Consider the following 16,273-nt stretch of genomic DNA (forward strand, 5'->3'; position numbering starts at 1 on the left):
CGACCGCACCAAACAGCCACAAGGCTGGGCTTCGAATCTAGGAATCCGGTGTGCGGTTTCTTCAACGGCCTTTTTGTTCAGGAGAAAGACATGCTTGCATCCCGATTCGCCAACCATTCCCCCGCATTGCGTTCCGATTCCCCCTTGTCGGATGACCAGATCCGGCGGGTGGCCCCGTCCATCTTTGCGGATGCCCCGCATGAGAGCCGTTCCGAGCGGTACGCCTATATCCCCACGGCCACGGTGTTGATCGAGCTTCGCAAGGAAGGGTTTCAGCCTTTCATGGTGTGCCAGACCCGTGTTCGCAACGAGGGGCGGCGTGAGCACACGAAACACCTGCTGCGCCTGCGCCATGCCAGCCAGATCAACGGAGCGGAAGCCAATGAAATCGTGCTGCTGAACTCGCACGATGGCACGAGCAGCTATCAGATGCTGGCCGGGCAATTCAGATTCGTCTGCGCCAATGGGCTGGTGTGCGGTGACACCGTGGCCGATGTACGCATCCCCCACAAAGGCAACGTGGCCGGGCACGTCATCGAGGGGGCCTATCAGGTATTGAGCGGCTTCGAGCGCGTGAAGGAATCCCGCGACCTGATGCGCGGCATCACCTTGGACGATGGCGAATCGGAAGTGTTTGCACGCGCTGCGCTGGCCCTCAAGTACGACGACCCGGACAAGCCCGCGCCTGTCACGGAGTCGCAAATCCTGATGCCGCGCCGATTTGAAGATCGCCGCCCTGACCTGTGGAGCGTATTCAACCGCACGCAGGAGAACCTGACCAAAGGCGGATTGCATGGCCGCGCCGCCAATGGCCGCAGGCAGCAAACCCGCCCCGTGCAGGGCATTGATTCGGACATTCGCCTGAACCGCGCTCTGTGGCTGCTGGCCGATGGCATGCGCCAGCTCAAAGCCTGAACCCCTCTGACGTTTTCCCCGCCGGAGGGGCGGTTCCCCTCCATTCCCTTGTGTCACTTGATTGGAGATTCACCATGAACGCCGTTACCACTAGCGAAGCCCGCGCCGTCAACACCACCGCCAGCAGCGCCTCCAATGCACTGCAAGCCGCCGACGCGAGCAAACACATGATTCTGGTGCCGCTGTCGCGGCTGGTGCTGCGCCCTACGGGCCGCAACGTGCGCAAGACCGTGCCGCGTATGTCAGTACCTCAGTTGGCCGCATCCATCCAGCGCGTGGGCCTGCTGCAAAACCTGATCGTCATTCTTGCCGCCGATGGGGAACATTACGAGGTGGTCGCGGGTGGCCGTCGCCTGGCCGCCCTCAAGCTGCTGGCGAAGAAACACCGCATCGCCAAGGATTGGGACGTGCCTTGTCTGCGCGTGGCCGATGGCACCGCACGCACCGCCAGTCTTACTGAGAACGTTCAGCGCGAGACCATGCACCCGGCAGACCAGTTTGAAGCGTTCGCCGCGTTGGTGGCAGAAGGTCGGCCCATCGAGGACATTGCAGCGGATTTCAGTGTTACGCCGCTGGTGGTGCAGCGCCGTTTGAAGCTGGCGAATGTTTCGCCGCGCTTGATGGCCGACTACCGCGCCGATGCGGTCACGCTCGATCAGTTGATGGCGCTGGCCGTCACGGACGATCACGCATTGCAAGACGCCGCGTTCTACGATGCGCCGCAGTGGCAGCGCAGCCCGTCCGCGCTGCGCGAACGCCTGACAGAGCGTGAAATCGACGCCTACCGGCATCCGCTGGTGCGATTCGTCGGGCTTGATGCCTACGAGCAGGCGGGCGGCGGGATTCGGCGCGATCTGTTCGCGGAGGATGATGCGGGCGTGTACCTCAACGATGCGGCCTTGCTGGAGCGGCTGGCGCAAGACAAGCTGGCGGGCATCGCCGCCGAGGTGGGCCGCGAAGGATGGGCATGGGTGGATGCCACGCCGGACATGACCCATGCCGACCTGCACGCCTTCCAGCGTGCGCCGAGGGAACGGCGCGAACCGAACAAGCGTGAAGCACAGCGCATCGAGAAGCTGCACGCCAAGATGCAGGGAGTAGCCGAAGCGGTGGATGCCGCCATGAACGCCGAGGACGAGGACAAGGCCGACGCGCTGCAAGAGGAAGGCGAAGCGCTGGGTGAACAGTTGCAGGTGTTGGAAGACGGCTTGCAAGGTTACAGCGACACCGCGCGTGCCGCCGCCGGGGCCATCGTCACCATCGACCGCAACGGCGAGGCCGTGATTCATCGCGGGCTGCTGCGCGAAGCCGAAGCCAAGGCGCTGCGCACGCTGGAGAAGCTGCGCCAAGGTTTCAGCGGCGAGGGAGCCGGGAACGACGACGAAGGCGACACGGCAGACGAAGCGCAAGCCCCTGCCATGTCCGATCGATTGGCGCAGCGCCTCAGCGCCCATCGCACCGCCGCGCTGCAAATCGAAGTCGCCCGGCATCCGCAGGTGGCACTGGCCGCGCTGGTGCATGGCATGGTGCAAACCGTCCTGCAGGAACGCCACTACGGGCAAGACCTGCCGCTGGGCGTGCGCCTCACGATGCAAGACCGGTTGGAGGGCATGGCCCCGGACTGGCCGGAATCACCCGCCGCCGTCGCGCTGCGCGAACTGCAACAGGTGGCGGGCAAAGCCCTGCCTGAGGACAACGCAGAACTGTTCACCGCGCTGCTGGCGATGGAGCAAGGTGAACTGGTCAAGCTGCTGGCCGTGTGCATGGCCTCGACGGTGGACGTGGTGACGCCGCGTGCCACAACCCACCAGCCGGGCGCGGAACTGGCACAGGCCGTGGGATTGGACATGGCCGCATGGTGGAAGCCGACCGCAGAAGGCTACTTCAAGCATGTTTCCAAGGCCGCGATTCTGCAAACCGTGGGCGAGTTCGCGCCGGATTCCGTCAACCGGCTGGCGAAGCTCAAGAAGGCCGATATTGCCAGCGAAGCGGAACGGCTGGCCAGTGGCACGGGCTGGATGCCTGCCATCTTCAAGGCCGCAGGCCCGGAAGCCGCGCCGGAGAAGACGCAGGCGCAGGACGCTCCGCAGGATGCCGAGGCAATGGCGGATGAACCCGCAGAGACATTGGCCGCTTGACCCTCACCGCAGCACAGCGCCCGGAGCCATCCGGGCGCTGGCATGCAAGGAGCCAGACCATGCCCACCGACAACTCCACCCAAAGCCGCCCGCGTATGGCGGCGATCTACATGCCCGGCACGGTACGCGGCTACCGTCCGTCCTCGGGCTGGACGGCCCGCGCCGACCTCACCGACATTCATCCCATCACGGGCCGCGCGTTGGTGCGCGCCGTGTGGTGGATCATCGAGACGAAGGAATAACCGCGATCAGCACCGCGCCCAGGCCGTTCCGCCCTGGACGCGGTGAACTTCAAAATCCGGGCGCGGCGGTGGCCGCGCCCGGTGTCGAAGGCATTGCTGTATTGCGCAACGCCTTCGGGCAATGGCCCGTCCAGGGCCAGCACCAGGAGGTGGCCGGGCGGCACGCCCGGTAGTTGCAGCGAAGTCGAGCTTTGCCGCCAGGGAATGGAATATGACCCGTGCATGCACAGGTCCCAGCCTGCACGACTACTGAGGTTGAGTAATCAACACCGCTTCGCGTTCGGGAAGACGCTGGAGCGGCAAGAGATCCATAACATCGCAAAACAGAGCGCGGTTCTGCCAGTCGCTGCGGTCGCCGATCACATAGAAGCGCCGCTTCGCCCGCGTTGCCGCCACGTTCAGCAGGTTGGGCTCCGAGACCGCCCAGTCGCGTGCGCCGGGACCTTCGGTATTTCCGCCCAACACCATGATGACAACCGGCGCCTCCTTGCCCTGCATGGTGTGGATGGTTCCGGAAACCATCGTGTCGCCAAGTAGGCGTTTGAGGTTTTCCTGGACGGCCTTGAAGGGCGTGATGACCGAGATGTCGGCGGCATTCACGCCGTCCTCGCACATCAATGCGAGCAGTGCCCGCAGGGCATTTCCTTCGGCTGGCACCCAGTTCCCGTCGGATGTTCCGCTGGCGTGGATCCATCCCGTCGGCAGTCGGGCGCGGGTTTCCTTGTCGGCTCGCGGTGCGATGGTGCCGTACACCATGGCGCCGTCGTAGGCGATGCGGTTGGCAAGCCCGTGCATCGGCTTGTCGCAGCGCCGGTGCACGACCAGTGGCAACCCCACCCATGTCTTGCTGTCGGCCGGTCCCGCCATGCGGCCCCACGTCGTAGCCTGGTCCGCCAAGGTCTGCGCAGACTGTCTGTTGGGGAGCCAATGTGCATCGACGCGGTAGCGCGTGCGCATGTGTTCCAGCACTGCGTCGGACACGGTAACGATGGGCTTGAGCTGCAGGGGGTCGCCCACCAGCAGCGCGCGCTGGGAGCGCCACAGTGCGCCCACCGCCGCTTGCGGGGCCGCCTGTCCGGCCTCATCCACCAGCAGCCAGCCGATTTCCCCGGGGCCCAACGAGCAGAACGAGCGTGCGAACGAGGCGAAGGTGCTGCTGAGTACCGGCACGACCATGAACAGCGAAGCCCAGGCCGAGCGGATCGCATCACGCGAGAGCCCCTGCAGGCGCGGGCCGGTCAGCAGCGCGTTGATCAGGAACAGGTTGGAGCGAATCCGCGCGGCCTCGAGTTCAAAGAACGTTCGATGCAGCTTCAGTGCCTGGATGAAGACGCGCGCACGGGCTTGTCGCCAGCCCTCGATGTTCCAGGGCTCGGCCAGTTCAGTGGCGTCGCCGCGACCGATGACGCCACTGCGTAGCCATGCCAGCAGATGGTCGGCTCGACAGGCGGCGGCCAAATCACTGGCTTGTTTCGTCAGGGATTGATCTTCCGCTTGCCATTGCCGCAACGCCTGCCGTGCAGCAGTGATCTGCCGTTCCAGTTGTTGACTGGAGACCTCGAACTGCTTGGCGAGCCGTGCGACCCGATCAGACTCGACCTTGGCGTAGTCACGTTGGTCTTGTAGCAGCTTCAGCGCAGCGTTCCAGGTGCGTGACGCCCCCCACAGGCTGCGTAGGTTTGCCCAGAACCCAGGCTTGCTAGCCTGGTGCTGTGCAAGCTCTTCCAGCGCATGTTTGAGCGCCGCGTTGGCGGGGCGGCCTTCCTCGGCATCCAAGGACGCTAGCTGTTCTGCCGTGCGCGCCAGGTGTTGTTCGAGCGCCTGCACAGTGGCGGTTGCCTCGGCAATCTTCCTCCTGGTCGATTGCAGGGCCTGGATGAGTGCGCGGATGCGGCAAGCATCGGCGCTTGCGGCGCGCACCTGCGCTTTAGCCGCCTCGTACTCCGCAACTGCTTGCTGCCACAGTGCCTGGCGTTGTTCCGGCCCACGCTCCTTGTTGCGCTGGCTGTACGTGCCAAGCCATGCCATGAGGCCTTGCGGGATTTTCTTTTGCTGCGAAGGCGCTTGCTCGCCATCGGTCTCGGCTGCAGTGGCTGGGTCAGCAAAAAGGGCCTTGGCGACATTCTCATCATCCGTCTCGTCGCTGGCTTCCTTGTTGTTGTCCACCCTGTCCTGGCCGGTCGACGGACCTTGACCGTAGAAGTAGCGGTCCACGAACGTTTTACGCCGCGCCTTGCTGCCCAGTGCGCCAGAGATCAATCCCCAGGCCGGTTTGCCGGTAATCAGTTCGCCCAGGTCAGCGAAGTGCTCGGCCTCGGGCAGCCAGCTCTCGTCGATCTTGTCGCGCTGAGGTAGTTCGAGGGTGACGTTCTCCACGGCGCCGTTGTTGGACGAAGCGACCACGATCTCGAAACCGTACAGCGAGGGATTGAGCTTGTAGGCTACCTGCTCCTTGCCACCGGCGTTGCTGGCTTCGCGTGCGTTGCTGGCGAAGCCATCGGACGCACGGCGCAGCGTGGCAAGCACGTCGGCTCGGCTGGTGATGATGGCGGCGATCAAGTCGCGCAGCAGGGTTGTCTTGCCCGTGCCCGGTGGGCCATTGATCCCCAGCAGCCCTTGTCCGCCAGCAAGCGTGGACAGAACGGTGTTCACAGCCAGTTGTTGGGAATGCACAAGCCCCAGGTGCCGCTCGGAAGGCCAGCAACTGTCGGCATAGGCCTGTGGCATCAGCCGCTCGATCAGCGACTGGGAGGCAACGTCGGCGTCGATGTGCAGGCGTGGCTGCGGATCATGGCGGCGCAGATATTGGTTTAGGGCAATGCTGATCAAGTAGCGTCAACTCCATTGCACAGCCATTTGAATGCCAAATGGCCCGCAAAGATGCCGGACTTTGCCCCACAGGGCCTGTTTCGGGAGCCTTTGAGCCCCCTTCAGACCCTTACGGGCGCACCTGTCCCTGCAGGCGCCCTCGGGCAAGGTAGATGTTGGCCAGCGCCAAGGCCGTGAACGCGCGCGTGGCGTTCTTTTGCAGCCCGCGATAGCGCACCTTGCCAAAGCCCCACAGCCGCTTGACCACCCCGAATAGATGCTCTACGCGAGCGCGGATGCGGGACTTGTTGCGGTTCTTGGACCGCTGCGTCTGGTCGACCACCCCGCACCTGCGTGTGCGCTGGTTGGTGAAGTCTTTGGCTTGGGGCGCCTTGCCCCGGATCAGAGCCTTCTGGCTGGCGTAGGCCGAGTCGCCGTACACGCGCTGCTCGTTGCCATGCAGCAGATCGGGCAGCGGGTGTTTGTCATGCACGTTGGCCGCCGTCACCACGGCGCTGTGCGCCAGCCCGCTTTGGCTGTCCACGCCAATGTGCAGCTTCATGCCGAAATACCATTGCTGGCCTTTGCGGGTCTGGTGCATGTCGGGGTCGCGCGCCTTGTCGGCGTTCTTGGTAGAACTGGGCGCGGCGATGATGGTGGCATCCACGATGGTGCCGGTGTTGACCTTGAAGCCGCGCTCTTGCAGTTGCTGGCCTACCTGGGCAAACAGGGCTTCACCCAGTTTGTGCTCATTGAGCAGCTTGCGAAACTTCAGCAGCGTGGTGGCATCGGGCACGCGCTCGCGGCCCAGGTCAATGCCCACAAAGCGGCGCAGGCTGGCACTGTCGTACAGGGCCTCTTCGCACGCCAGATCGGCCAGGTTGAACCAGTGCTGCAGGAAGTGGATGCGCAGCATGCGCTCAAGGCCAATGGGCGGGCGGCCGTTGCCTGCTTTGGGGTAGTGCGGCTCTATCACCTGGCACAGAGCGGCCCATGGCACTATTGTCTCCATGGTCCGCAAGAACTCTTCGCGTCGGGTGGGTTTGCGCGAATGCTCGAATCCGTTGTCTTGATCTGCGGCCATTGCCAAGGTCTGCTGCTTCATCTGCGGATAACGTTTGACCCCTCTCAATGGTGGACCTTAATCAGCGTTGCCTTAGCGCTTCGCTCGAGACGCCTTGGCGGACGCTGTCGGCGACAACTGCCAAGTCTTCGAGCAGGAAGCTGTTGAGCGGATCGTCCTCCGAAGCGGGCTTGTCGGGTTTGACCGGCTGGGAGCGGAATCGCAGTGACGGATGCCCTTCAGCTGGAAAGAAGTCCGCCAAGCCGAGGAACTGCAACATCCACAGGGTGAAGTCTCGCAGGGCATCGCCGGAAACCCGCCCCTGGAGTTGCGTTTGTGCCTGCTCGGCGGCGGCCCGTTGATCGTCCTCGAATCCGTGCGTCCAGTCCCGTCCCGCCAGCGCTCGCCCGAGGAACCAGACTTCGCTGGAGAGCACGAAACTGTTTTCCACCAGTTGCCCGACCATGGTGAACTTCGCGGCAAACAGCGCCGACTCTCGGTGTTGCGGCTCGCGGTAGCCCTGGTCGGCTCCGCATAGTTCCTTGAGCGCCGCGGCGACAAGCCGGCTGTCGTACAGGTGGGCATAGAGCGTGTGGCTCCATTCGCGCTTGTCGGGAAGCGCTTGCTTGCTGACGATACTCCCGGGCGCCCAGGGAGGGATGGGGCGCGTGCTGGGCGTGTCATGAAGGAACGCCCCATAGGGGCTGCCGCGCTTTTTTATCTTGGGGGCCGATTGCGGCTGCAGCATTTCGACTGCATGCCAGTAGCGGACGATGTTCTCCTGCTCCATCAAGATTTCTTCCCTTTCATTTTTTGTTTTCTCTGCGCTCCGTGCAGCGGGCATTTCGCCCCATCTGCTGGAACTGCCATGGACGCTGCACTTGTGCGGCTTACCTTAGGTATGCGCTGATTTTCCATAATGTCATGCCACGGCTTCCCCACGGACGCTGTACCTCGCCATCGTGGGGGCTGACGATGCGGGATGTGTGCAGCGTGTCGGCGCAACGCGCCGCCGGGCTCTCGGGCTGCGCCCCGTGCCGACTTCGCCGTCACGGCCATTCGGCTTCGGTCCCTCACGCCTTCGCGCCTGCGGCGCTGCGCGCTGCGCTTGCCTCCAGGGGATCGGCGCAAGGCCCATCCCCGCCGCGCGAGCTTGGCGCCCCTCAAATACCGCCGAACCGGCTGAGCCGGATCGGACAGGCCAGCGCCCCGCCGCAATGGGCCGGGCTGGGGCGGGTACGCCGGTGCTTGCTGCGGCAGGTTGTGTGAATGCTTGCCGTCCTCGACGCTGGCGGGTCTCGCCCATCACGTCACGAAGGATGGTTCACGGACACGGTACCCGGCCTCGCCATGGCGCTTCCATTCCACATTTCAAGCACAGCGCCACAAGATGCGGCGAGGCGTTCTCGCCCTGGTCGGTTGGGGGTGGCCCTTGCCCGTATCAGGGGCGTGCCAGTGAAGCCTTCATGCAGGGATTCCGAGTCGGCCCTGTCTCCTTTCGGAGTGGTTCGGCCCAAGGCGTCCTTGTGTTGTTGTGAATCCTGGCGGTGGCGCGGCTGCGCCTCGGGCTTCATGGCTGCAACCGTCCGGAGAAAACAATTTCCCCTGCTTTGTCACTGCGTTCGGCGCATTCCTCGCGGGACAAATTGTTTTCTCCTCCCGGTTCTCCACTGCGTTGCGACCACAAGCGGTGCAGCCCGCCCGTCCCCCGCCGGCCGGATCACAACAAGGACGCGATGGGCGCGAACCTTGTTCAACCGAAAGGAAAAATCATCATGGCCAACATCGGCACCTTCACCGCAGACAAAGACGGCTTCACCGGCACGCTTCGCACCCTGACGCTCAACGTCAAGGCCAAGCTGGTTCCCAACGACAAGGGCGGCAACGAGAACGCCCCGGACTTCCGCATCCAGGCGGCCGGTTATGACGTGGGCGCGGGGTGGCGCAAGACCAGCGAGGCCGGGCGAGCCTACGTGTCCTGCACCCTCGATGATCCTTCCTTCCCGGCGACGGTCTATGCCCGCCTGATCGAGGGCGAGGACGGCACGCACGACCTGATCTGGTCGCGCAGCAAGCCGCAAGCGGCCTGACGGCCATCCAGTGCCCCGCCGATTGCGGCGGGGCACTGTGCTGATGCAGCTGAGTGCCTGATCGACCACCGGGACGACAAGGTTTCAACGCTGCAAACGTGGCCCCTGCGAACCGCAGCAGGCGGCGAGTAGTGAGTCAGCGCCAAGCGTTGGGATCGCTCACGCGAGGCTTTCCATGTGCTCCTGATAGCACTCCAGCAGCACCGCCGACAACGCCGCAATCTTGGCCTGTGGTGCTTCCTTGCGCCAGACCAACCGGGTCTTCACCCGCCCGAATTTCGCACGCAACTTATGCACACTGAGCCGGTCGCGGTCGGTGTACGTTTCGAGCACGCTGTGGGGTACGAGAGCAACCCCCATGCCCACGGCCACACAGCCGAGGATCAGGTGGTACGAGCCGACTTCCACGATCCGCTCGGGGATGACGTGGCCGCGTGCAAACCAATCCTCCAGCCGCTTGCGGTGCGGGCATCCTGGGTGAAACGCGAGAATGGATTTTGAAGGCAGGTCCTTCGGTGATGCGATGGTGCCGTGCTTCGCTTCGGCGACGATCACCAGCTCTTCATCGTAGATCGCCATCGTCTCCAGGCGGCGATCAGATACAGGGTCTGCAATCAATGCGGCATCGAGTTCGGAATGGAGAACCTTGTTGACCAGATCCCGGGGATCGCCGGAATAGAGTTCCAGCGCCACGTCTGGATACCGATCATGAAAACGGCCCAGCGGGCCGGGTAGCCGGACCGCCGCCGTGCTCTCCATCGCACCAAGCCGCAGCACGCCGGTCGGCTGGTCCGCCTGCACCGCGCTGGCGGCCTCCCTCGACAACTCAACAATGCGCTCCGCATAGCCGACAAGGATCTTGCCGGCAGGAGACAACTGCAGTCGCCGGCCCTCGCGCAAGAAGAGTTGCACGCCGACCTTGTCCTCCAAGACCTGAATGCGCGATGTGACGCTGGACTGTGCGCGGTGCAAGACCTCGGCAGCACGATTGATCCCGCCGGCCCGCACGACGGTCAGGAAGATTTGCAGGTCGGAAAACTCCATGGATAAATCGCCTTTGTAGAACTGTTTGTTCTCCATTAATCATTATTCATGATCTCACGTTCTACCTACAGTCGTGTTCATCTGCAATGCAATGGACTGGAGCAACTATGAAAATCGGCGTCATCGGTATCGGCGTCATGGGCGAACCCATGGCGAGGAATCTCCACAAGGCGGGACACAGCGTCACCGTCTACAACCGCACAGCCAGCCGCTGCGACGGTCTGCATGCTCTTGGGATCGTGGTCGCCGAGACGGCCCGGCAGGCCATCGAGGCCTCGGATGCCATCGTCCTCATGGTTCCGAGCCACGTCGAGGTCGATGAAGCGCTGCAGCGCACGGCCAACGGAGCGATTGCGGCCCCTGTGAAGGGCAAGACCATCGTGCTGATGTCAACCGTTGCGCCAGCCTACTCGGCCGCGCTGGGCGACAACCTGGCAGCGGCCGGCGCTCGATACGTCGAAGCGCCTGTCTCCGGCTCGAAACAACCCGCCGAGACAGGCCAGCTCGTGATCCTCGCGGCGGCGGCCGATCCTGCGCACATCGACGATGTGCAGCCCCTGTTCGACGCCGTGGGCAAGAAGACGGTGCGGTGCGGCCCCATCCCTACGGCGATGCGCATGAAGCTGGCCAACCAGCTCCTGCTGATCGCCTGCTTCGAGGCGATCACCGAAGCCACGCACTTCGCTGCGGGCATCGGCCTCGATGTCGGGCTATTCCTGGAGATGGCCCAGGCGGGACCGCTGGCCAATGACGTGCTGCGCATGAAGGCGCCGAAGATGCTGGCTGACGACTTTACGCAACAGGCGCCCATTCGCCATGTCGTGAAGGACATCGGCCTGGTGTGTGACGAGGCCGCCCAGCGTGGGCTTCGGGTGCCTGTCGCGGAGGTCAACCGAACCCTGTTCTCCGAGGCCATGCAGTGCGGCCAGGCCCAGGACGACGCCGTAGGCATCGTCAAGATACTGCGCAAGGGACGGTAGCCATGGCTGCGATCCCCATTCCCATCACGGGACTGGCTGGCCGGAAGAGCCTGGGCATTGGTGTCCTGTGCGGCCTCGCCGTCGCCCTGATCTGGTCCGGCTGGTCGGTCGCGACCCGCTTCGCAGTAACGACCAGCCTCGGCCCATACGACGTGACGTTCCTGCGCTTTGGCGTCTCGGCGCTGCTGCTGTGGCCGATCCTCGTGCGCAAGGGCCTGGGCATCGAGCAGATCGGCATCGTTCGGCTGCTGGTGATGGTGCTGGGTGCCGGCGTGCCTTTCATGCTGCTGGGCTCCATCGGCATGCAGTTCGCACCGGCCTCCCACGTCGCCACGCTCATGATCGGGACAATGCCGATCTGGGTGGCCTTGCTGTCCGGGCTTCTGTTCGGCGAAAGGTTCACTCGCCAACAGTTGGGCGGCATGGGCATCGTCATCGCTGGCGTGCTCTGTATTGGCGGCTATGCGTTGATCGCGAACCGGGCGGCTGGCGAGTGGCGAGGCGATCTGCTGTTTCTGCTGGCGGGCCTGTTCTTCGCGAGTTTCACCGTGGCCCAGCGGCGCTCGGGTGTCAGCCCATGGCATGCGACCGCACTGGTGAATTGTTTCTCAGCCCTGCTGTTCACCCCGATCTACTTCCTCTGGCTCAAGCCACAGATCTTCACGGCACCGCCTGCAGCGGTGGCGTTCCAGGTCGTGGCGCAAGGCATCGCCGTCGCGATCCTGGGTATGTACTTCTACACGGAGGCGGTGCGCCGGTTGGGGGCACCTCGGGCGGCGATCTTCGGTGCGCTCGCGCCAGCGCTGACGGTCCTGATCGGCATGGTCGCCCTCAAGGAAGTGCCTGCGTGGCTAACCATCGTCGGCATCGCGCTCGTCATGTGTGGTGTCGCATGCGTCGTGACGGGCGGACGGGCGAAATCGAGTTAGGAAGGGGCGGCATAGGAGCTTTTCCTACGCCGCCTAACGCACCACTATGACTGCAAGCCCCTGAGCCGAGCTGCAGCGTAGGGAGCAACTGCAGTGACTAGTAGAACGACTGGCCAGATGTTGCCATCCTTGAACGTATACGCCTCCAGAATGGTGGCCCACGTCTTGCCCTGAAACCGACCGAATGAGAGTTCGAAAGCGAGGGTGAGGGCCACCCAAAATGCGCCGAACCCCATGAGTTGCGCTGGCCGGTGAGCCCCCAGCCATGGCAAGGCAAGAAAGGTGATGACCAGAATCAAGGCGGAAAGCAGTACCCCACTCAGGAGGAGTCCTGGTGCCTTGCCGAGATGAGGGATGAGAACGCTTTCACGCAGAGCGCCGTTGGCAACGGCGCAGAAAAGGATGACGAGCCAAACGGTGAGTGACTTTGCTATGAGTGCCATCGCCAGTCCAATAGCGCTTGATGCTTCAGTTCAGCAGCGGACCGATTCAAACGCCGCGTCCGCTGCAATTCAGTCGCGCCAGCTTACCCTTGTTCGACCAAACTGGCTCACACGCGACTATGGCACATTGCCTTGCTTCGCCACTGTCTCCAGCTCCCGCCGCACCTGCGCAAGAAGCTGCTCGGCCTGTTTTTGGCTCTTGCCCGCATAGGCCAGCGTCAGCAGCGTGAGCGGGTGCACCTCCATCACCTCGCACAGCTCGGCCAGCTTGTGCAAGGTGGGGCTTTTGAGGTCGCGCTCCAGCGAACTCATGTAGGTGCGGCTGGACACGTCCGAGAAGGCTTCCTGGCTCAGACCCCGTGCCTTTCGGATGGTCTTCAATGCCTCCGACAATGTGTGTTTCGCTGCCAACCTTGGATCTCCCTAAAATCCAAGATGACATCCGATTGCGCTCTATAGGGCTACAATCTATAGTGTTCATTGTTTGAGACTTTCCGCTTTCGTGCCTTTACGGAAATCCGCATTGACGGATTCCCACGCAAGCGCAGAATCGCCTCCGTGTTTTTCTGGCAATGCTGATCAAGGTCCACCGTTGTCGCTTCTCAAACGTTATCCGCAGATGAAGCAGCAGACCCTGGCAATGGCCGCAGATCAAGACAACGGATTCGAGCAGTCGCGCAAGCCCACCCGACGTGAAGAGTTCTTGCGGACCATGGAGACAATAGTGCCTTGGGCCGCCCTGTGCCAGGTGATAGAGCCGCACTACCCCAAGGCCGGCAACGGCCGTCCGCCCATTGGGTTGGAGCGCATGCTGCGCATCCATTTTCTTCAGCACTGGTTCAACCTGGCCGATCTGGCGTGCGAGGAGGCTCTGTATGACAGTGCCAGTCTGCGCCGCTTTGTGGGGATTGACCTGGGCCGCGAACGCGTGCCCGACGCCACCACGCTGCTGAAGTTTCGCAAACTGCTCAATGAGCAAAAACTGGGTGAAGCCCTGTTTGCCAAGGTAGGCCAGCAATTGCAGGAGCGCGGCTTCAAGGTCAACACCGGCACCATCGTGGATGCCACGATCATCGCAGCGCCCAGCTCCACCAAGAACGCCGACAAGGCGCGCGACCCCGATATGCACCAGACACGCAAAGGCCAGCAATGGTATTTCGGCATGAAGCTGCACATTGGCGTGGACAGCCAAAGCGGGCTGGCGCACAGCGCCGTGGTGACGGCGGCCAACGTGCATGACAAACACCCTCTGCCCAATCTGCTGCATGGCAATGAGCGGCGTGTGTACGGCGACTCGGCCTATGCCAGCCAGAAAGCACTGATAGCGAGCAAGGCCCCCAAGGCCAAGGACTTCACCAACCAGCGCACCCGCCGTGCAGGCGAGGTGGACGAAGTTCAGCGGGCCAAGAACCGCAACAAATCGCGGGTGCGTGCCCGGGTCGAGCATGTCTTTGCGGTGGTCAAGCGCCTGTGGGGATTCACCAAGGTGCGCTACCGCGGGCTTCAGAAGAACGCCACGCGGGCGTTCACGGCCTTGGCGCTGGCCAACATCTACCTGGGCCGAGGGCAATTGCTGGGACAGGTGCGCCCGTAGGGGTTTGAAGGGGGCTGAAAGCCTCCAGAGAGCGGGCTCAGCGGGCCGAGATTCGGCAGCGTTTCACGCCATTTGGCATTCAAATGGTTCGTGCCATGGATTGACGCTACTTGATCAGCATTGCCTTCTACAAACCCGCCGATGCGGCTTTGTGTTTTCATGCTTCGGCGAATTCGAGCAGCAAGAAGGGAGTGCCATGAACCCACTCATCACCGAGGACGAGCGCAGGCAGTTGCTGGCCCACGGCCAGGCCCGCGGCGCTGGCCGGGTCATCGACCCGCTGCCCGTCGTGCGGCTGTTCACGCCGGATGCACACGCCACCTGGCTGCTGGCCGCGCTCGATCCTGCAGATGGCGATACCGCTTGGGGCGTCATGGACGTGGGCATCGGCATGCCCGAGTTGGGTGAGATCAAACTTTCGGATTTGGCCTCGATCGTCGGTCCGAACAAGCTGCCCGTGAGGCGGGACCGGTATTTCCAGACAGCGCGCCCGCTGTCGGAATACCTGCGGCTGGCCCAGGAGAACGGTTCCGTCGTGGACTGAACCTCTCACGCCCCGGCCAAGCCGGGCGCATTGAGACTATTTCTGTCTTATTTCAGACCTAGCCGGTCTGAATCCGCACTCTTGCGGCCAAGCGCCGTGCTTGTGCTGAAAACAGTCACGATCTTTCACGCGGCTTGCGGCACGGTGATTGATATCGCGTGACGCTTTGGGATTGCGCGGTCGTCGTATTCGGACGAATTTCGCAATGCATCGGAGCCCATCGGTATTGACACGCAATGTTACGACTCCCGCATTTTGATGGCAATGGGCCATCTGCGACTGCCTTGTGTTGAACGCCCGTTACGACGTTCCTGATCTTCAACAGGAGCTTGTCCATCATGGCCGATCCGCACCATCTCGCGCACTGGTATCCCACCGCCGCCTACCTCTACGTCCTGGGCCTGGATGCACTCGCACTGGCCTGGGAGTACCTGCGCCGCCATCCCGATTACCGGCTCGAATGGCTGCACCGCCACCGCTGGCCACGAGCGGCACCACCCGCGGCGCATCGCTGGGGCTTGCGCCTGCTGGAAGACCCGGCCTTGGATGCGCGAGACGCGCATCCAGCCTGGTTTCCTGGCCACGCTGCCGTGGTGCAGCTCTACCCGGACGCCGATCCTCCAGTGGATGTCGAGCTCTTTGCGTTTTGGCGCATCCCTGGTCACAAGCAGCTGGTCCATGACGGCAAGGTATTGGCGCTGATCGCACGCAGCCCTGGCCGCTGCCTGCGCTTCGCACTGGCGCCGGGCCTGGAAGATGGCATGGCCGTGGCCTGTGCCCATCGTGGCGGCACGACCGCGAGGCTGGCAACCGATGCCGCACCCATGGCACGGCCCAGGCCGCCCCCTGCTGCGATGATGGAGCTGCACACCTTGCAGGCGCTCGACGCCACCCTGGCGGGCGCATCCTTGCGCGAAATCGCCGAGGGTTTGTTTGGTGAGGATGCAGCGGCCGATTGGTACAGCGACGGCGGCCTGCGTTCCAAGGTGCGCCGCCTGGCGCGGCGCGGCGATGCGTTGATGCGCGGCGGCTACCACCGCTTAGCACAACTTGCACCGCTTGAGAAGGGTCGTTTTGAAGGGGACGCAAAACGACCCTGAGCAACAGGGCTTCGTTTTCTGAGACTGCCTCCATCCGGTTGCGCTGTGTGGCCGGAGCTTTGAAAGCTATGGAGGTTCTCACCATGCGCCCTGCTCCCTTGCGGCCTGCCGCCGCTCCCGCAACCAACACCACTCCCGCTGCGCAGCCCCAGCGCTATCTGACCAACGACGAGGCCGCCGACTACCTGCGGCTGTCGCCGCGCACGCTGGAGAAACAGCGCGTGATGGGTGGTGGCCCGAAATTCCGCAAGTTCGGCCGCCGCGTCATGTACGCCGTGGCCGACCTCGACGCCTGGGCCGCCGAGCGCAGCTTCGAGAGCACGTCCGATCCCGAGTACGCCGAGCAGCACTCGGCGGACAGCCGTGCGCGCTGACCGCTGGAG

At 63.5% G+C, this 16,273-nt stretch carries 16 protein-coding genes; 10 read left to right on the top strand and 6 right to left on the bottom strand.

Translation table 11 applies throughout. The features are described 5' to 3' along the window. Window positions 1-90: 90 nt before the first annotated feature. The 3 genes from ACFQPB_RS13870 to ACFQPB_RS13880 all read left to right on the top strand — a co-directional run bounded on the left by ACFQPB_RS13870 (window position 91) and on the right by ACFQPB_RS13880 (window position 3,295). Window positions 91-915 carry a DUF932 domain-containing protein gene (locus ACFQPB_RS13870; RefSeq protein WP_382224480.1) on the top strand — a complete coding sequence of 275 codons (825 nt, stop codon included), beginning with the start codon at window positions 91-93 and terminating at the stop codon, window positions 913-915. A 74-nt stretch (window positions 916-989) separates the two neighbouring features. Further along, the gene (locus ACFQPB_RS13875; protein ID WP_382224313.1) at window positions 990-3,053 is read left to right on the top strand and encodes a ParB/RepB/Spo0J family partition protein; all 2,064 of its coding nucleotides are present in this window, start codon (window positions 990-992) and stop codon (window positions 3,051-3,053) included. A 59-nt stretch (window positions 3,054-3,112) separates the two neighbouring features. Beyond that, window positions 3,113-3,295: a hypothetical protein gene (locus tag ACFQPB_RS13880; protein ID WP_382224315.1), complete on the top strand. Its 183-nt coding sequence runs from the start codon at window positions 3,113-3,115 to the stop codon at window positions 3,293-3,295. A gap of 246 nt (window positions 3,296-3,541) precedes the next feature. On the opposite strand, the gene ACFQPB_RS13885 is transcribed toward ACFQPB_RS13880, so the two are convergent. The 3 genes from ACFQPB_RS13885 to ACFQPB_RS13895 form a co-directional block, all read right to left on the bottom strand. Continuing rightward, window positions 3,542-6,124, bottom strand: coding sequence for a DEAD/DEAH box helicase (locus ACFQPB_RS13885; RefSeq protein ID WP_382224317.1), 2,583 nt, complete (start codon window positions 6,122-6,124; stop codon window positions 3,542-3,544). Between the two features lie 109 nt (window positions 6,125-6,233). Continuing rightward, window positions 6,234-7,208 carry an IS5 family transposase gene (locus tag ACFQPB_RS13890; RefSeq protein ID WP_024815594.1) on the bottom strand — a complete coding sequence of 325 codons (975 nt, stop codon included), beginning with the start codon at window positions 7,206-7,208 and terminating at the stop codon, window positions 6,234-6,236. Between the two features lie 40 nt (window positions 7,209-7,248). Beyond that, a complete protein-coding gene (locus ACFQPB_RS13895) occupies window positions 7,249-8,010 on the bottom strand; it encodes a hypothetical protein (RefSeq protein ID WP_382224320.1) in 762 nt (253 codons plus the stop codon). 931 nt (window positions 8,011-8,941) lie between these two features. Here ACFQPB_RS13895 and ACFQPB_RS13900 point away from each other — a divergent pair. Beyond that, entirely contained in the window at window positions 8,942-9,256 is a 315-nt protein-coding gene (locus tag ACFQPB_RS13900) for a DUF736 domain-containing protein (RefSeq protein WP_382224483.1), read from the top strand. Window positions 9,257-9,415: 159 nt separating this feature from the next. Here ACFQPB_RS13900 and ACFQPB_RS13905 read toward each other — a convergent pair whose 3' ends face one another. Next, window positions 9,416-10,336 carry a LysR family transcriptional regulator gene (locus tag ACFQPB_RS13905; protein ID WP_382224323.1) on the bottom strand — a complete coding sequence of 307 codons (921 nt, stop codon included), beginning with the start codon at window positions 10,334-10,336 and terminating at the stop codon, window positions 9,416-9,418. Window positions 10,337-10,407: 71 nt separating this feature from the next. Between ACFQPB_RS13905 and ACFQPB_RS13910 the strand changes: the two genes are divergently transcribed. Continuing rightward, window positions 10,408-11,280 carry an NAD(P)-dependent oxidoreductase gene (locus ACFQPB_RS13910; RefSeq protein ID WP_382224326.1) on the top strand — a complete coding sequence of 291 codons (873 nt, stop codon included), beginning with the start codon at window positions 10,408-10,410 and terminating at the stop codon, window positions 11,278-11,280. Window positions 11,281-11,282: 2 nt separating this feature from the next. Continuing rightward, entirely contained in the window at window positions 11,283-12,209 is a 927-nt protein-coding gene (locus ACFQPB_RS13915) for a DMT family transporter (protein WP_382224329.1), read from the top strand. Window positions 12,210-12,253: 44 nt separating this feature from the next. Here ACFQPB_RS13915 and ACFQPB_RS13920 read toward each other — a convergent pair whose 3' ends face one another. Beyond that, window positions 12,254-12,652, bottom strand: coding sequence for a hypothetical protein (locus tag ACFQPB_RS13920; RefSeq protein ID WP_382224332.1), 399 nt, complete (start codon window positions 12,650-12,652; stop codon window positions 12,254-12,256). A gap of 117 nt (window positions 12,653-12,769) precedes the next feature. Beyond that, on the bottom strand, window positions 12,770-13,063 hold the full coding sequence (locus ACFQPB_RS13925) for a helix-turn-helix domain-containing protein (protein WP_382224335.1): 294 nt from the start codon (window positions 13,061-13,063) through the stop codon (window positions 12,770-12,772). A gap of 208 nt (window positions 13,064-13,271) precedes the next feature. On the opposite strand from ACFQPB_RS13925, the gene ACFQPB_RS13930 reads away from it, so the two are divergent. From ACFQPB_RS13930 to ACFQPB_RS13945, 4 genes are all read left to right on the top strand, one after another. Then, window positions 13,272-14,246, top strand: a complete 975-nt coding sequence (locus ACFQPB_RS13930) for an IS5 family transposase (RefSeq protein WP_382224477.1) — start codon at window positions 13,272-13,274, stop codon at window positions 14,244-14,246. 196 nt (window positions 14,247-14,442) lie between these two features. Beyond that, window positions 14,443-14,790 carry a DUF2958 domain-containing protein gene (locus ACFQPB_RS13935; protein WP_382224338.1) on the top strand — a complete coding sequence of 116 codons (348 nt, stop codon included), beginning with the start codon at window positions 14,443-14,445 and terminating at the stop codon, window positions 14,788-14,790. Between the two features lie 338 nt (window positions 14,791-15,128). Next, a complete protein-coding gene (locus tag ACFQPB_RS13940) occupies window positions 15,129-15,890 on the top strand; it encodes a DUF2285 domain-containing protein (RefSeq protein ID WP_382224341.1) in 762 nt (253 codons plus the stop codon). Between the two features lie 83 nt (window positions 15,891-15,973). Further along, window positions 15,974-16,264, top strand: coding sequence for a helix-turn-helix transcriptional regulator (locus ACFQPB_RS13945; protein WP_382224344.1), 291 nt, complete (start codon window positions 15,974-15,976; stop codon window positions 16,262-16,264). Window positions 16,265-16,273: the final 9 nt, after the last annotated feature.

This window comes from Hydrogenophaga atypica, assembly GCF_042665215.1.
In the GTDB taxonomy this organism is placed as follows: Bacteria; Pseudomonadota; Gammaproteobacteria; order Burkholderiales; family Burkholderiaceae_C; genus Hydrogenophaga; species Hydrogenophaga defluvii_A.

Coding starts and splice junctions, on each gene's coding strand:
- ACFQPB_RS13870 (WP_382224480.1), top strand. CDS start 91: ATGCTTGCATCCCGATTCGCCAACCATTCCCCCGCATTGCGTTCCGAT.
- ACFQPB_RS13875 (WP_382224313.1), top strand. CDS start 990: ATGAACGCCGTTACCACTAGCGAAGCCCGCGCCGTCAACACCACCGCC.
- ACFQPB_RS13880 (WP_382224315.1), top strand. CDS start 3,113: ATGCCCACCGACAACTCCACCCAAAGCCGCCCGCGTATGGCGGCGATC.
- ACFQPB_RS13890 (WP_024815594.1), bottom strand. CDS start 7,208: ATGAAGCAGCAGACCTTGGCAATGGCCGCAGATCAAGACAACGGATTC.
- ACFQPB_RS13895 (WP_382224320.1), bottom strand. CDS start 8,010: ATGCCCGCTGCACGGAGCGCAGAGAAAACAAAAAATGAAAGGGAAGAA.
- ACFQPB_RS13900 (WP_382224483.1), top strand. CDS start 8,942: ATGGCCAACATCGGCACCTTCACCGCAGACAAAGACGGCTTCACCGGC.
- ACFQPB_RS13905 (WP_382224323.1), bottom strand. CDS start 10,336: ATGGAGAACAAACAGTTCTACAAAGGCGATTTATCCATGGAGTTTTCC.
- ACFQPB_RS13910 (WP_382224326.1), top strand. CDS start 10,408: ATGAAAATCGGCGTCATCGGTATCGGCGTCATGGGCGAACCCATGGCG.
- ACFQPB_RS13915 (WP_382224329.1), top strand. CDS start 11,283: ATGGCTGCGATCCCCATTCCCATCACGGGACTGGCTGGCCGGAAGAGC.
- ACFQPB_RS13920 (WP_382224332.1), bottom strand. CDS start 12,652: ATGGCACTCATAGCAAAGTCACTCACCGTTTGGCTCGTCATCCTTTTC.
- ACFQPB_RS13930 (WP_382224477.1), top strand. CDS start 13,272: ATGAAGCAGCAGACCCTGGCAATGGCCGCAGATCAAGACAACGGATTC.
- ACFQPB_RS13935 (WP_382224338.1), top strand. CDS start 14,443: ATGAACCCACTCATCACCGAGGACGAGCGCAGGCAGTTGCTGGCCCAC.
- ACFQPB_RS13940 (WP_382224341.1), top strand. CDS start 15,129: ATGGCCGATCCGCACCATCTCGCGCACTGGTATCCCACCGCCGCCTAC.
- ACFQPB_RS13945 (WP_382224344.1), top strand. CDS start 15,974: ATGCGCCCTGCTCCCTTGCGGCCTGCCGCCGCTCCCGCAACCAACACC.